Source organism: Chryseobacterium populi (assembly GCF_000282115.1).
Taxonomy (GTDB): domain Bacteria; phylum Bacteroidota; class Bacteroidia; order Flavobacteriales; family Weeksellaceae; genus Chryseobacterium; species Chryseobacterium populi.
Genome location: NZ_AKJY01000046.1, coordinates 25,415 through 39,296 on the forward strand (window position 1 = coordinate 25,415; position 13,882 = coordinate 39,296).

Consider the following 13,882-nt stretch of genomic DNA (forward strand, 5'->3'; position numbering starts at 1 on the left):
AGTATCAATTAAGGCAAATTTAATGAAATTATGTATTGCAGGATGGTAATTTCATAAATTTTGAGATCAAAAATGAATTGTGTTAAATAAAAAGCACATTCTAAAATTATTAGCTATATTTGCCGTTATAATTAAAGTATTTTTAAGTATGCTTAAATCACTTTTCAATTGGAAAGTTTTACTGAACTTGTTAGTAGCCATCGGGGTTTTTGTGGGGTTGGTGTGGCTAACGTTTCGTTGGTTAGAGTATCATACCAATCATGGTCAGGAAATACCCGTTCCTAATGTAGTTAATAAATCCGTACAGGAAGCTGTCAGAATATTAGAAGACAATGGTCTTGAATATGAAGTGGACAGTTCTAAATATGATCCTAAATTCAGGCCTTTTCAGGTTCTTCAGATGTCTCCGCATTCAGGTTCGCGTGTGAAGGACGGAAGGGCGATCCGCTTAAGAGTAAACCCAAGAAGCTGGGCTCCTGTTGCTGTGCCTGATGTTATCAATAAATATTCAGGATTAGGTTTCCAGAGACTGGATCAGGTGGGTTTAAAAGTAGGAGATACGATATTTGAACCGAGTATCCAGAAAGATGCGATTTTAAGAATATTATATAAAGGAAATCCGGTGAAGCCCGGAGGATTGCTTCCAAGATTCTCAACCATTGATGTTGTCGTAGGATCCGGACCAATGAGAAATATTACAATTCCTAATGTTGTGGGATATACCGTAAAAGATGCAAGAGCTATCATTGCCAGAAGCATGTTTGAAGTAGGATTGGTAGAACATGAAGACGGTAGCCAGGATGAATCTGATATCATTTATTACCAGGATCCTGCTGCAGGAGATGTAAGAGACCAGGGAATGCAGATGGATCTTTGGGCGAGTAAAAAAACTCCGGCGGAATTGCGCTCTAAAATAGATCAGCTGAATTCCATATACCGTATGAAAGTAGATACATCACTGCCTCCGGTACATTATGAAGAAGTGCCTATTCATCAGGAACCAGTCTATGAACCGGTGCCGGCGCCTAAAAAAGAGCTTCCCAAACCGGAACCTGTAAAAACAGAAGCGCCTAAGACGACGGCTACAAAACCTGCTGTATCAACAACAGCACAGAAAACAACCGATACAAAGCCCAAAACTTCTACCAATAATACTCCAGCTAATAATACTGCGGGTACCGGTAAACCAACAACTAATAATGTGGCACAACAGCCTGCCCAAAAGCCGAAAGCTAAAAAAGTCGTAGTAGAGTAACAGCAGTTTATAATAAAAAATACAGGCTTCAACTTCATTATGTTGAGGCCTTTTGTGTAAAAATAAAGATCATGACAGAAGATAACGAAGATTTTTTAGATGAAGAATTAACAGATCTCAGCAGTATTGATATTGACGAGGAAAATAAAGGATTGTATGAGCATCTTAATCTCACTGTTGATCCTAAACAAGAACCATTAAGAATTGATAAGTTCTTATTGATATACCGGCAGAATTCTTCGAGAAATAAAATCTCCCAGACCTGCAGGGCAGGAAATGTTATCGTAAACGGTAATCCCGTTAAGCAAAACTACAGGGTGAAACCGGGTGATGAGATTTCGGTGCTGCTTGCCCATCCACCAAGAGAAAATGTAATCATCCCGCAGGATATTCCTATTAATATTGTTTATGAAGATGATGACCTGGTGGTTGTAGATAAAGAACCTGGAATGGTAGTGCACCCGGGATTCGGGAACTGGGACGGTACGTTGGTGAATGCTCTGGCATTTCATTTTGAGAAAAACGGGGCTAAATCTGATCTCGACAGAGTAGGGCTTGTTCACAGGATAGATAAAGATACTTCAGGTTTACTGGTGATTGCCAAGAATGAATATGCATTAAGTTTCCTGGCGAAACAGTTTTTTGAAAGAAAAACCAAAAGATTATACTGGGCTTTTGTCTGGGGAAATGTGCAGGATGATGAAGGAACGATAAGGGGGCACATCGGAAGACACCCGAAAAACAGGATGCAGATGTTTGTTTATGAAGACGGAAGTCAGGGGAAACATGCTGTAACCCATTATAAGGTTCTGGAAAGATTTAAATACATGACCTGGGTGGAATGCAAGCTGGAAACAGGAAGAACCCACCAGATCAGGGCACATTTTAAACATATAGGGCATACGCTGTTTAATGATGAAAGATATGAGGGGCACACTCCTCTGAGAGGGGTTAATCTGCCAAAATATAAGCAGTTTATAAAGAATGTTTTTGAAATTTTGCCCAGACATGCGCTTCATGCCCATACTTTAGGATTTATACATCCGACGACAAAGAAGGAATTGTATTTTGAGAGCCCAATGCCTCAAGATATGGCGGATGCTGTAAAAAAATGGAGAAATTATTTGGAAAACTAAAAATATATTGAGAATTTTTTTATATTTGTTGAATTGAAATCAAGATTTGTTATGAGAAAACTATATGCTATCGTGTGTTTGGCTCTTTTGTCAAATGCATATAAAGCACAAGAAACATTACCATACTATCAACAATATCTTTTGGATGGTGAGTTCCTGTTCAACCCTGCACAATACGGTAAAACAGACTATGTTCAGCTCAACCTTAATTACCAACAACAATTTTCAAAATTTAGCGAGTCCCCAAATGTACAATCTGTAGGAATCAATGCTAACATTTTTGACAGAGTAGGTGCCGGGATATCAGTTTTTAGAGATAGTAATGGCCCTATTTCAGCGGGAGGTATTACAGCGGGTGCTTCGTATTTTATTCCACTTAGTAGCGAAGGCGAAAGAAAAGACCAGTTCTCTTTCGGTACGAGTGTTAGTTTTTACAATATGAATTTTGATTATTCAAAAATTAATACTGAAGATGGATATGACCCATTGCTGCAAGGTAATGAAAGTAATATTTTCATGGCTTATGCCAACTTCGGTTTAGCAGCAACATTTAAAAATATCTTTGCAGGAGTCTCTGTTAATGATATTGCTTTAACTAACGATGAATCGATCGTTAACGGACGCGAGCCTTCGCCCATCAAATTCTTCCTTAATTTAGGATATGACTGGCATTTTGCAGATAATATGTATGTAACACCCTCTGCATTAATCAACCTGAATACCAACTCAACGAGAACTATTGATTATAACTTAATGGCAACATTCTTTAATGATATCAATGCATTCTCTTTCGGGGTAAACTACAGATCGGTTCAAAACAGATTTGATAATCAGCAATTGAGTATTTCTCCAATTGTTAAAGTAAGATTCAACAAATTTATGATCGGTGCTACCTACAACCTTGGATTATCTGATATCCAGGAATATGGTGGAAACAGCTTCATGATCGGATTAGGTTATAACTTTGATAACTTCATTAATCATAGAGGATATAGATACTAATTAATTAAATTTAAATAAATTTGAGCTCTGATTTTTTCAGGGCTTTTTTTATGATTTATATTCACATCCCTTTCTGTAAACAAAAATGCAGCTATTGCAATTTTCATTTCTCAACATCTTTACAGTTTAAAGATGAAATGCTGGCCGCAATGAAAAAAGAAATCTTTCTGAGAAAAGATGAATTACAGGATAAAAAACTGCAATCCCTTTATTTTGGGGGTGGCACCCCGTCTATACTTTCTGCAGCCGAAATCAACTCGTTAACCGATGAGGTTTTGAAATATTTCAGCTTTGAAAATGATATAGAAATTACATTGGAAGCCAATCCTGATGATCTTGATAAAAATTTCCTGAAAGGCCTTTCCCAATCCTATATTAATCGCTTATCCATCGGAACACAAAGCTTTTTTGAGGAAGACCTTAAACTGATGAACCGTGCCCACACCGCATCGGAAGCAGAAAGCTCCATTAAAAGAGCACAGGACTTTGGGTTCGAAAATTTAAGCATTGACCTTATTTACGGCTCACCCACTTCCAGTCTTGAAATATGGAAAGAAAACCTGAATAAAACCATTGCGCTGGAAGTTCCTCATATTTCTTCTTATGCTTTAACCGTTGAGCCGAAAACAGCCTTGGATAACTGGATTGCAAAAGGAAAAGTTTCAATTCCTAAAGAAGAAGAACAAAATAAAGAATTCTATTATTTATCAGACTTTTTGAAAGATAACCGGTTTGAGCATTACGAAGTGTCCAACTTTGCAAAGCCGGGATTTTATTCAAGACATAATTCGGCTTACTGGAAATATAAGGAATACCTTGGAATTGGTCCGTCTGCCCATTCTTACAATGGGTATGACATCAGAAGCTGGAACGTTGCCAATAATCAGCAATACATCAGAAAGCTCAATTCAGCCATTTTAGCAAAAGAAACGGAAATTCTTTCACAGGAAGACCAGTTTAATGAAATGATCATGATTGGGTTAAGAACGATCTGGGGCGTAGATCTGGAAAGTTTAAACAGCAAATTTTCTGCTGGAATTTTTGAAACATTTCAAAAAGAAATACAGTCGAAAATAAAAGAAGGTATTCTGATTATCGAGGACAATCATCTGAAAATCCCCGAAAAACATTGGTTTATGGCTGATGGAATTGCTTCGGATTTATTTCTGGTGTAAGCTTTATTAATGTATATTTGATTCTCTACTTTTAATTAAAAAACAATAACTATGAAGAAAAAATTATTCTTATTTTTTCTATGTGTCAGTACTTTGCATTTTGCCCAGAAGCCAATTTTTGCCAAAGCGAAAGTAAATGCGGTGAATATTTACAGAAGCTCGGCTGAACTACAGAATTCAGTGGCTTTTTCTCTGCCTGCAGGATCATCTGAAGTAGTGATCACCAATATCTCCGATGAAATTGAAGAAAGATCAATACAATTAAATGTCAATAATAAAAATGTAACTATTCTGTCTTCGCAGTATACGGATAGTTATACTTCTGAATATGATATGGATAAAACCAATCCGCGTATTAAGAAAGTAACGGACAGCATCAGCATTGTAGAGGAACTTCTTCTGAAATCAAATATAGAACTTGAAGCGAATAACAAAACACTGGAGCTTTTAGATAAAAACCAAACTGTTCTGGTAGGAAGCAATACTTCAAATGTCGCCCAGCTTATGCAGCTGACGGAATATTACAAAAATAAGAGAGTTGAGATCAGCACCGCTTTATCAGCTATCAATAAAAAGAATACTGACCTTCAGAAAAAATTATCCCGCCTGAAAAGCAGTCTGAAGATTAATTCTGAAATGGAAGAAGCTTCATCAGATGGTGTTTTGATCTTAAAAATAATGAGCAGCGTAGCTACTGCGGTAAAGATGGATATTAATTACCTGGCTGAGAATGTATCATGGCAGCCTTTTTATGAAATACGAGGGAATAAGCTTTCAGAACCATTGGATGTAATATTTAAAGCAAAAGTAAGGCAAGATACGGGATTAGACTGGAAAGGAGTGAAGCTGTCCCTTATCAACGGACAATCTACCCACAACAGTACAGCACCTGTTTTGCGTCCATGGTTTTAGATTCCTATAACGTAGAAGAGAGAGCCAAAGCAGCGTCGCAGGGATATAGCAGAAATAGTGATACCGTTAAAACACAGGAAATTGAGGAAGTGGTAGTAACCGCTTTTGGTTTTAAAACTGTTGAAAATCAGTTCGATATCAGCTTTGAAGTTGATAAAATTCCTGCAAACTATAAATATTTTACAGCGCCAAAACAGAATAATGATGCCTTCCTCATGGCTACTGTAAAGGATTTTAATCAGTATAATTTAATCTCAGCTCCGGCCAATATTATTTTTGAAAACATGTATATCGGTGAGACTTCCATTAATCCTAATCAGACTTCTGATGAACTCAATATCACTCTTGGAAATGATAAGAAGATCAGTGTACGAATACAAATAGTGGATGATAAAGCGAATGAGAAATTTTTCTCTTCATATCAGGAAAAGACATTTACGTATGATATTATTGTACGCAATAACAAGAAAGATATGGTAAATATAGAAGTTAAAGACCAGTTCCCGTTAAGTAAAGATGAAGCTGTCAAAATAGAATTGCTGCAGAGCGAGCAGGCAGAGCTTGATAAAGAAAAAGGCTTTATGACGTGGAATGTAAAAATATCACCATCAGAGACCAAAAAATTCAGAATACGTTATAAAGTAAGGTATCCGAAAGATTATTCAATCAGTAATCTTAATTAACATATCATTCTATTCACTATTTTTGTATAAAATTTCAGTTCATTTTGAAAACTAAAAAACAAGATTATTCGCATCTTTCCTCAAAGCAGCCTATCGGAATTTTTGATAGTGGAGTGGGAGGCTTAACGGTTGCCAGGGAAATTAAAAGACTTCTTCCCAATGAAGATTTAATTTATTTCGGGGATACAAAACACCTTCCGTATGGTGAAAAATCCAGAGAAGCGATTATTGAATATTCTACGAAAATCACCAACTTTTTATTACAGCAAAACTGTAAGGCGATTGTTATTGCCTGTAATACGGCAACAGCTAATGCTTTGAATGAAGTAATGGAATCTGTAGCCGGAAAAGTCCCGGTAATTGACGTGATTAATCCCGTTGCTGAAAAAGTTTCGTATGAAATTCACAATAACGTCGGTGTTATTGCTACCAAAGCTACAGTAAATTCAGGTTTGTATAAAAAGAGCATCAGAAAGCATAATAAATGGATTAAAGTTGATGAGCTGGCCACTCCTTTATTGGTTCCTGCCATTGAAGAAGGGTTTAAAAATCATCCGATTACCCATGCAATTATTTATAATTATTTAAGTAACAGTAAATTAAAAAATATTGAAACACTGATTTTAGGATGTACCCATTATCCGCTTCTGATTGATGAAATCAAACAATACTATGGAAACCGCGTTCGTGTGATTGATTCTCCGAATATTGTAGCCAATCAGCTGAAAATTATCCTGGATAAGTATAACCTTCTGAATGATCAGAATCCCAAACCTAATTATCATTTCTATCTTTCGGATCTGACCAAAAATTTTGAAAAGATCTCTAAAAAATTCTTTGGTAAAACCATCGACCTGGAATTAAAAGTATTATAAAAATGCCTCGGTAATAGAGTGCCCCCAAAAAGTGTCTAACTTTTTTGGGGCATTTTTTATTGAAAGTATTTTGAAAACTGTAGATACATCTCTGTTTTAACTTATAATTTGTATTATTTTTATTACAGTCAGGCTATTTTATTAGTACGGTTTTAATTCCTTAGACAAGAATAGATCCTATATTTTTGGGTTTAGCAACTTTTTATTCTCAATACATACTGCTGATATTCAAAGATCCTGTAGTATTCACGTGAGATCATCCGTAATAAGATATCGTAAACCAGACTATATGCTAACTAAAATTATAAACAGATTCTAACAACAAGATTAAAAAACGTATGAAAAAAGTTTTATTTGTAGCAATGGTTTCTAGTGCCATTTTATATGCACAAGTTGGTATAAGCACTCCAAATCCACAAGGAGCTTTTCATGTGGATGCCGGCAAAGACAATAGCTTTTCTGGTGCACCAACGGCAGCCCAACAGCAGAATGACTTTGTTGTGACTTCTGCAGGAAATATTGGTGTGGGAACTATTGTTCCCAATGCAAAAGTTGAAATCAATTCCGGGACAGCCAATGTCAGCGGATTAAGATTTACAAATCTGACTTCTGCGACACCTGTGTCAACAGGACAGACAATCGGGGTAGATGCTTCCGGAAGAGTAGTTACCTTGCCTAATCCTACGGCTACAAATACTACTACGGCAGAAGTTGCCTCTGTAACAGGTGCTAACTTTAATGTTAATGATTTAGCCTATACATTAATTCCGGGCTCCAGCCAGATAATCAATATTCCGACAGGAGGTAAGGCTGTATTTATTAATTTTATGTTGGGAATTGATTATATAACTTTTCCGGCAGGAAGTGGTGCGGCTTACTATCAGGCGACTCTATTTATAGACGGAGTGGCTTCCAATGTTTATTTAAAGACTCAGGAGAGACTGGCTCCAAGCAGGCAGACCCAATATACATTAAGTGCGGTTAAGTTTTTAACGGCAGGCAACCACACACTGGATGTAAGAATGATAAGATCAAATAACATAGGGACTACTTCCGGAGCCAATATGTCCTGTCTCCCGATTTCAATGTCATTTAATGCATCCTATATCAATTAATTAGAAACAAAAAAAGACTCAGCAGTGAGTCTTTTTTTATACCTCAAGAATAATCTTTTCAGATTCTAATCTCCTTTTCGGAGTTACAACCGGATTATTGCTGTCATTCTCCGATCTTTCTCCGATTACAACGGCAAATAGGGTTTCGTAAGCCCCATTTTTTAAGATTTCATCATACTTATCTGTTTCTATTCCTTCCATCGGGGTAGAATCAATTCCCATCGCAGCACAGGCAGAAAGTAAAACGCCCAATGACAGGTAGACCTGATGCCCCAGCCACGATTTTATTGCTTCTTCACCTTTGGGCTTTACCATTGTTCTGTAATAATTTACAGAGCCTTCAGGCAGGTTCTCTTCAATTTGTCGCTCAAAATCTTCAGTATTTTTAATTACCTGGAAAACAATTAATTGACTACTGTCCAGAACTTTTCCTTTGTTGAAATAAGATGCTTCTGCCAATTGTTCTTTAACTCCGGGATCATTCACAAAGACAAAATTCCATGGCTGGCTGTTGATTGATGACGGGCTCAGATTCAGGATTTCTTTAAGCTGATTGATTTGCTCACTGCTTATTGCCCCTTGAGGATTATACTTTTTAACCGTATACCTCGTTTTCATTTTTTCAAGAAAGTTCATAATTTATACTATCATTTTTATAGTTACAAAATTAATTTAAGTTTCTTAACTTTGCAATAACGGTCTAAAATGATAGTACAAAAATGTATACAGTAGATAACAAAACCTACCCTTGCTGTACCAGCGTAACCATGAGGTTTATTGGTGGAAAATGGAAAGCAGTGATTTTATTCCACTTAATTGATGGAGTCAAAAGATATAATGAATTGAGGAAACTTATACCTACGATCACAGAAAGAACATTAAGCCTTCAGCTCAAACAGCTGGAAGAAGATAATATTATTGACAGAAAAGTTTTTACGGAAAAGCCGCCGTTAATGGTAGAATATGCTTTAACAGATTTTGGAAAAACCTTGCTTCCTGTTTTAAACGAAATTACAAAATGGGGAGAGGGAGCCGTAGAAAACTCAAAAAAAATAATCAGGAATTAAAGTCCCTGATTATTGATTTCTTCTTTATTTGGTTCAAAAAAACTGAAACTCACATTTCCGTATTTTCTGGTATCTTTAAGATTCGGATGATCAAATTTTAAACGGCTCTGATGCTCAACAATAAAAATTCCGTTTTCTTTCAGATACTTATTGTTTAAAACCAGGGAAAGCATTTCATAATATTTTTTTTCTTCAGTTTCAAAAGGAGCATCGGCAAAAACAATTTCAAATGCTTTTCTGTTTCTGAATTTTTTCAGCCAGTCAAAAACATCTCCCCGCTGAACATTTACCTGTAAAGACATATCCAGTTCAGATGCTGTAGAATTAAGAAAACTTGTATGTTTCGGGTTCATTTCAACGGATGTTACATCCTTGCAGCCTCTTGAGGCGAATTCAAAGCTTATAGAGCCAATCCCTGCAAACAGGTCCAGTACAGAAATCGACTGCATATCATAGGTGTTCTCAAGGATGCTGAACAAAGCTTCTTTTGCAAAATCCGTAGTGGGCCTTACATCAAAATTTTTTGGGGCTGCTATTTTTTTGGCTTTCCACTTGCCTGAGATGATTCTGTACATATTGTTGTTAAAGTTTAGTAAGTAGATTATAGGTGGCAGGTGTTGAAGTTAAAGTTTGGGTTCTCTCCCTATTACCTGCGGCCTGCAACCTAATTGAGGATGAAATTCTTATTGGGAACATTATCAAATACAATCTTCATGTTTTTGACAAACTTTTGCAGTTCCGAAATGAAGGTTTCGTTTTCTGTGGTTTCACCATAGGCAAAAAAATGGGTTTCATTAATTCCAAAACCTATCTTTTTTAAGGTAAACATGATGAAATAAAGAAAATCAACTTCAGAATTCACGTCCAGATTATTATATAAGATGATATTTTTATGATCAATCGCGAAAAATTCACATTGATTGTGATAAAGATTGATATGAATTTCTTTATTACTTTTATTATTGATCGAATTTAAAAACTTCTCCCCGGAAAAATTAAAATGAACAGGAATCGCCAGCTCTTTTATTTTTTTATAAAAATTTTTCGGGAAAGTATAATAAAACTGAACTTTGAATTTTTTGTTCACGGAAAGCATCAGTTCTTCATTTTCTTTGTCAGCAGGCGCATTGAAAGCAATTAAATCAAAGCCGGCCTCATGTTCGGAAAATCCTTCAGGCATCAGGGTAAAATGATTCAATGCTGAGATCACAGAAATTTCGTCAAACCTTTGCTTGATTAAAACGTCATCCAGCTTTTGAATAATAAGATCTTTGGGTGATTCTTCGTTCACGAAATAAGATTTTTCCTCCACAATGCTTTTGTTTCTAGCAATCTGGTAGATCAATCCGTCTTTGGTAAAAAGTAAATTAAGTACGTTCATATTACAATTGATGCAAATTTAGTGAAATTCTACCATAACCGCACCCGATTGATGATGAAGTATTTCCTTATTATAAAAATCAAGATGGGTTTGACTTTCCAGCGTATCCCAGACCAATCTCTGAAGTATTCCATCACCGATACCATGTACAATTTCAAGTCTTTTCAGATGATTTTTCCTGCAGAATGCCAATACCTCCAGTAATTTTTCCTTTTGAATGAAAAGCCTTTCAAAACTGTCATAATCATTGGGGTTTTTAACCAGGTTATGAAAGTGTAAATCCAGGATAAGAGGATTTTTCTGATGACTTTTGGAAATTGTTTTTTTAGGTTCCGTTTTTTTTACCACTTTCATATTTTCATATAACGATGCATTTTTAGGAACCAGTTTTTCTTTCGGATATTGATAGATAAATCCGTATTCGTCCTTAAAAACCACAATATTTCCGTTCACAGAAGTTATTGTTCCGCTTAAATTTTCATCTACCACCGAAACGTGATCACCAATCTTCATATTTTTTAGATAACTTTTATCATTTGAACGAAATAAAATGTATTGAAGATTTTAAATTGTTCCGAATTATAATTGCAAATTTAAGGCTATTTCAGACCAAGTTCAATAATCTCCAGGTCTTTTATTTCTTCACCATCAATCACAAAACGCATCATCGTCCGCATTTTATGCCATCCTTGTTTTCCACAGGCACCGGGATTCAGGTGCAGCAGATTATTTTTTTCATCAAACATGGCTTTCAGAATATGGGAATGTCCTGAAATAAATAATTTCGGAGTTTTTTCAGAAATCTCTTTCTTAGCCAGAGGAGTATACCTTCCCGGATAGCCACCGATATGGATCATTAAAACTTCAAGGTTCTCACAAAAAAAACGGCTTACTTCAGGAAATTCAGAACGGATTTTTGCATTGTCAATATTTCCGTAAACGCCTTTCAACGGTTTAATTTTTTCAAGCTGCTCAATGATTTCAAAACTTCCGAAATCTCCACAATGCCAGATTTCGTCGGCCTGCCGGGCATAATCTAAAATCCGTTCATCAATATAAGAGTGAGAATCAGAAAGAAGGAGGATTTTGGTCATTATCTAAGCGTTCTTTCAGTAATGTTTTCATCATATTTTTCCTTGAAAATAGCAACACGCTCAGAATTAAGTTCGCCATCACTATTAATCACTCTTTCCTTAAGAAGCCATTTGATCAGTTTTTCCATTCCTTTCCTGGAATTCATGAAATTTAAAATTTTTGTAAAATCCCTTGATTCTACTTTAGTTTTTTCAGTCAGGAAATTCAAAACATAGTAGTCATCATCACCATATTTGGGTGATTCATTATCCATATACCGGTAAAGCAGAATTTCTTCATCATCTTTCATCGTGAAAAATGAATACTGTGCTACATTGATTTTCTCTGCTTTTAAAATCTGTTTTCCGTCAAGAAGCACTTTGTCTTCTTTGATCACTACTTCCTGAGAGAAATATAAATTGAAGCCCAGTAAGAATAAAAAGAAAGGGATTAGTTTTTTTAAAGTCATTTTTCGGTGTTTAAAATAAAGTTCAAATTTACTTAATAATACTGAATTGATTAACTTTGAGAAAATTTAAAAATAATGAAGCAGAAACTTTCTTTTTTCATTTTTCTTTTAGCGGTTGGATTATTCTCCGCACAGGTTGAAGAGAAAAAACTGGATGAGCTGATCCAGAATACTTTAAAAACTTTTGATGTTCCGGGAATGTCCGTAGGAATTATTAAAGATGGAAAACTCATTTACTCAAAAGGGTTTGGAGTACGTTCTTTAACTACGAAACAGCCGATGGACGACAATACACTGGTGGGGATTGCTTCCAATTCAAAAGGATTTACCTGTACGGCTCTGGCTATTTTAGCTGATGAAGGAAAACTGAACTGGGATGATAAAGTTTCGAAATATATTCCCGAATTCCAGATGTATGATCCGTATGTTTCCCAGAATGTGACGATCAAAGATTTAGTAACTCACAGAGCCGGATTAGGATTGGGACAGGGAGATTTAATGTTTTTCCCTGAAGGCGGAAGCTTAACGGTGAATGATATTGTACACAACGTGAGATATCTTAAGCCTGAAAATCCTTTCAGAACGACCTTAGATTATAATAATATCATGTTTATCGTTGCCGGGGAAGTTATTCACAAGGTTTCAGGATTAAACTGGGCAGAATTTATCGAACAGAGAATTATGAAACCGGTAGGGATGACATCGAGTTTCGGAAGCTACAACAGGGCAAAAGCTGTAGCTAATAAAATAGATGCCCATGCTCCGGTTGACGGAAAAGCAATTGCTGTTCCGCACGACTGGAATGAAACCGGTAATGCTGCCGGAGGAATTCTGAGCAATATCAAAGACATGACAACCTGGGCTGAGTGCCTGCTGAATAATTTCACAACAAAAGACGGAAAGAAACTGGTTTCTGATAAGCAGATCCGGCAGCTATGGAGTTTACAGATCCCAAGTGGTGTTGCCCCAAAAAATCCTTATGATACAAGCTTCTACGGATATGGAATGGGCTGGTTCTTAAGTGATGTTAAAGGGCATAAACAAATACAGCATACAGGAGGGCTGATCGGAACGGTAACTCAGTTTACCCTGATTCCGGATCTGAAACTTGGAATCGTAGTTTTAACAAATCAACAGTCAGGAGCAGCCTTTAATACCATTACCAATACAGTAAAAGATTCTTATCTGGAGATTGCAGACAGAAACTGGCTGAAAACTTATGGGGACAGAATGAAGAAGCAGGAGGAAGCTTTCGATAAACAAAAGAAAGAAGCTTTTGCAAAATCTGATGCTTTCAGAAAAGAGAAAAACCTTCAACCAAAGCCGGAGCAGTTCTTGGGAACATATAGCGACCAATGGTTTGGTGATGCTGATATTGTTCAACAAGGAAATACATACAGAATTTCATGTAAAAACTCTCCAAGGCTGAAAGGAGAATTGCTCCCTTTTTCAAATAATTCTTTCATCATCAAATGGGATGACAGAAGCTATGATGCTGATGCCTATATTATTTTTGATTATGATGAAACGGGAAAAGCACATTCTGCTCATTTGAAGCCAATCTCTGATATTACAGATTTCAGTTTTGATTTTGATGATCTTGATTTGAAGAGGAAGTAGTTTTGCTGAAAGGCTGAATCGCAAAATTGCAGAATTGTAAGATGTTCTACTGATCTAAAGAGAGAAAGAGGCTGTCTCAAAAGGGGCAGTCTTTTTTCTGTCTCAAAATTTGTAGTTT

General features: G+C 36.2%; 16 protein-coding genes. 10 read left to right on the forward strand and 6 right to left on the reverse strand.

Translation table 11 applies throughout. From position 1 onward, the window contains the following. Positions 1–148: 148 nt before the first annotated feature. The 8 genes from PMI13_RS12555 (at position 149) to PMI13_RS20670 (ending at position 8,153) form a co-directional block, all read left to right on the forward strand. Complete coding sequence (locus tag PMI13_RS12555) at positions 149–1,255, forward strand: PASTA domain-containing protein (protein ID WP_007844217.1); 1,107 nt, start codon at positions 149–151, stop codon at positions 1,253–1,255. Positions 1,256–1,326: 71 nt separating this feature from the next. After that, positions 1,327–2,391 (forward strand): RluA family pseudouridine synthase, encoded by a 1,065-nt coding sequence (locus PMI13_RS12560; RefSeq protein ID WP_007844218.1) that lies wholly within the window; start codon positions 1,327–1,329, stop codon positions 2,389–2,391. Between the two features lie 51 nt (positions 2,392–2,442). After that, on the forward strand, positions 2,443–3,393 hold the full coding sequence (locus tag PMI13_RS12565) for a PorP/SprF family type IX secretion system membrane protein (RefSeq protein ID WP_007844219.1): 951 nt from the start codon (positions 2,443–2,445) through the stop codon (positions 3,391–3,393). A 50-nt stretch (positions 3,394–3,443) separates the two neighbouring features. Next, a complete protein-coding gene (hemW, locus tag PMI13_RS12570) occupies positions 3,444–4,568 on the forward strand; it encodes a radical SAM family heme chaperone HemW (RefSeq protein WP_081491303.1) in 1,125 nt (374 codons plus the stop codon). 51 nt (positions 4,569–4,619) lie between these two features. Further along, positions 4,620–5,480: a DUF4139 domain-containing protein gene (locus tag PMI13_RS20660; RefSeq protein WP_007844229.1), complete on the forward strand. Its 861-nt coding sequence runs from the start codon at positions 4,620–4,622 to the stop codon at positions 5,478–5,480. Then, entirely contained in the window at positions 5,471–6,163 is a 693-nt protein-coding gene (locus PMI13_RS20665) for a DUF4139 domain-containing protein (protein ID WP_007844230.1), read from the forward strand. The genes PMI13_RS20660 and PMI13_RS20665 overlap by 10 nt, the downstream gene beginning before the upstream one ends. Positions 6,164–6,207: 44 nt before the next feature. Beyond that, entirely contained in the window at positions 6,208–7,038 is an 831-nt protein-coding gene (gene murI / locus PMI13_RS12580) for a glutamate racemase (protein WP_007844231.1), read from the forward strand. 338 nt (positions 7,039–7,376) lie between these two features. Next, positions 7,377–8,153 (forward strand): hypothetical protein, encoded by a 777-nt coding sequence (locus PMI13_RS20670; RefSeq protein WP_007844232.1) that lies wholly within the window; start codon positions 7,377–7,379, stop codon positions 8,151–8,153. Between the two features lie 36 nt (positions 8,154–8,189). Here the strand turns inward: PMI13_RS20670 and PMI13_RS12590 are convergent, their stop codons facing one another. Continuing rightward, positions 8,190–8,789 carry a nitroreductase family protein gene (locus tag PMI13_RS12590; protein WP_007844233.1) on the reverse strand — a complete coding sequence of 200 codons (600 nt, stop codon included), beginning with the start codon at positions 8,787–8,789 and terminating at the stop codon, positions 8,190–8,192. An 83-nt stretch (positions 8,790–8,872) separates the two neighbouring features. Between PMI13_RS12590 and PMI13_RS12595 the strand changes: the two genes are divergently transcribed. Further along, positions 8,873–9,220: a winged helix-turn-helix transcriptional regulator gene (locus PMI13_RS12595; RefSeq protein WP_007844234.1), complete on the forward strand. Its 348-nt coding sequence runs from the start codon at positions 8,873–8,875 to the stop codon at positions 9,218–9,220. Here PMI13_RS12595 and PMI13_RS12600 read toward each other — a convergent pair. From PMI13_RS12600 to PMI13_RS12620, 5 genes are all read right to left on the reverse strand, one after another. Beyond that, the gene (locus PMI13_RS12600; protein ID WP_007844236.1) at positions 9,217–9,795 is read right to left on the reverse strand and encodes an RsmD family RNA methyltransferase; all 579 of its coding nucleotides are present in this window, start codon (positions 9,793–9,795) and stop codon (positions 9,217–9,219) included. The two genes, PMI13_RS12595 and PMI13_RS12600, sit on opposite strands and share 4 nt — an antisense overlap. 89 nt (positions 9,796–9,884) lie before the next feature. Beyond that, complete coding sequence (locus tag PMI13_RS12605; RefSeq protein ID WP_007844238.1) at positions 9,885–10,601, reverse strand: DUF3822 family protein; 717 nt, start codon at positions 10,599–10,601, stop codon at positions 9,885–9,887. An 18-nt stretch (positions 10,602–10,619) separates the two neighbouring features. Continuing rightward, a complete protein-coding gene (locus tag PMI13_RS12610) occupies positions 10,620–11,114 on the reverse strand; it encodes a Smr/MutS family protein (RefSeq protein WP_007844239.1) in 495 nt (164 codons plus the stop codon). Positions 11,115–11,200: 86 nt separating this feature from the next. Beyond that, entirely contained in the window at positions 11,201–11,695 is a 495-nt protein-coding gene (locus PMI13_RS12615; protein WP_007844240.1) for a metallophosphoesterase family protein, read from the reverse strand. Next, complete coding sequence (locus PMI13_RS12620) at positions 11,695–12,144, reverse strand: hypothetical protein (RefSeq protein ID WP_007844241.1); 450 nt, start codon at positions 12,142–12,144, stop codon at positions 11,695–11,697. Before PMI13_RS12620 ends, PMI13_RS12615 begins: the two co-directional genes overlap by 1 nt. Before the next feature lie 75 nt (positions 12,145–12,219). Between PMI13_RS12620 and PMI13_RS12625 the strand changes: the two genes are divergently transcribed. Continuing rightward, positions 12,220–13,764, forward strand: a complete 1,545-nt coding sequence (locus PMI13_RS12625; protein ID WP_007844242.1) for a serine hydrolase — start codon at positions 12,220–12,222, stop codon at positions 13,762–13,764. Positions 13,765–13,882: the final 118 nt, after the last annotated feature.

Excerpts from the sequence above, each read along its gene's own strand:
- PMI13_RS12555 (WP_007844217.1), top strand. The coding sequence starts at position 149 with ATGCTTAAATCACTTTTCAATTGGAAAGTTTTACTGAACTTGTTAGTA.
- PMI13_RS12560 (WP_007844218.1), top strand. The coding sequence starts at position 1,327 with ATGACAGAAGATAACGAAGATTTTTTAGATGAAGAATTAACAGATCTC.
- PMI13_RS12565 (WP_007844219.1), top strand. The coding sequence starts at position 2,443 with ATGAGAAAACTATATGCTATCGTGTGTTTGGCTCTTTTGTCAAATGCA.
- hemW (WP_081491303.1), top strand. The coding sequence starts at position 3,444 with ATGATTTATATTCACATCCCTTTCTGTAAACAAAAATGCAGCTATTGC.
- PMI13_RS20660 (WP_007844229.1), top strand. The coding sequence starts at position 4,620 with ATGAAGAAAAAATTATTCTTATTTTTTCTATGTGTCAGTACTTTGCAT.
- PMI13_RS20665 (WP_007844230.1), top strand. The coding sequence starts at position 5,471 with ATGGTTTTAGATTCCTATAACGTAGAAGAGAGAGCCAAAGCAGCGTCG.
- PMI13_RS20670 (WP_007844232.1), top strand. The coding sequence starts at position 7,377 with ATGAAAAAAGTTTTATTTGTAGCAATGGTTTCTAGTGCCATTTTATAT.
- PMI13_RS12590 (WP_007844233.1), bottom strand. The coding sequence starts at position 8,789 with ATGAACTTTCTTGAAAAAATGAAAACGAGGTATACGGTTAAAAAGTAT.
- PMI13_RS12595 (WP_007844234.1), top strand. The coding sequence starts at position 8,873 with ATGTATACAGTAGATAACAAAACCTACCCTTGCTGTACCAGCGTAACC.
- PMI13_RS12600 (WP_007844236.1), bottom strand. The coding sequence starts at position 9,795 with ATGTACAGAATCATCTCAGGCAAGTGGAAAGCCAAAAAAATAGCAGCC.
- PMI13_RS12605 (WP_007844238.1), bottom strand. The coding sequence starts at position 10,601 with ATGAACGTACTTAATTTACTTTTTACCAAAGACGGATTGATCTACCAG.
- PMI13_RS12610 (WP_007844239.1), bottom strand. The coding sequence starts at position 11,114 with ATGAAGATTGGTGATCACGTTTCGGTGGTAGATGAAAATTTAAGCGGA.
- PMI13_RS12615 (WP_007844240.1), bottom strand. The coding sequence starts at position 11,695 with ATGACCAAAATCCTCCTTCTTTCTGATTCTCACTCTTATATTGATGAA.
- PMI13_RS12620 (WP_007844241.1), bottom strand. The coding sequence starts at position 12,144 with ATGACTTTAAAAAAACTAATCCCTTTCTTTTTATTCTTACTGGGCTTC.
- PMI13_RS12625 (WP_007844242.1), top strand. The coding sequence starts at position 12,220 with ATGAAGCAGAAACTTTCTTTTTTCATTTTTCTTTTAGCGGTTGGATTA.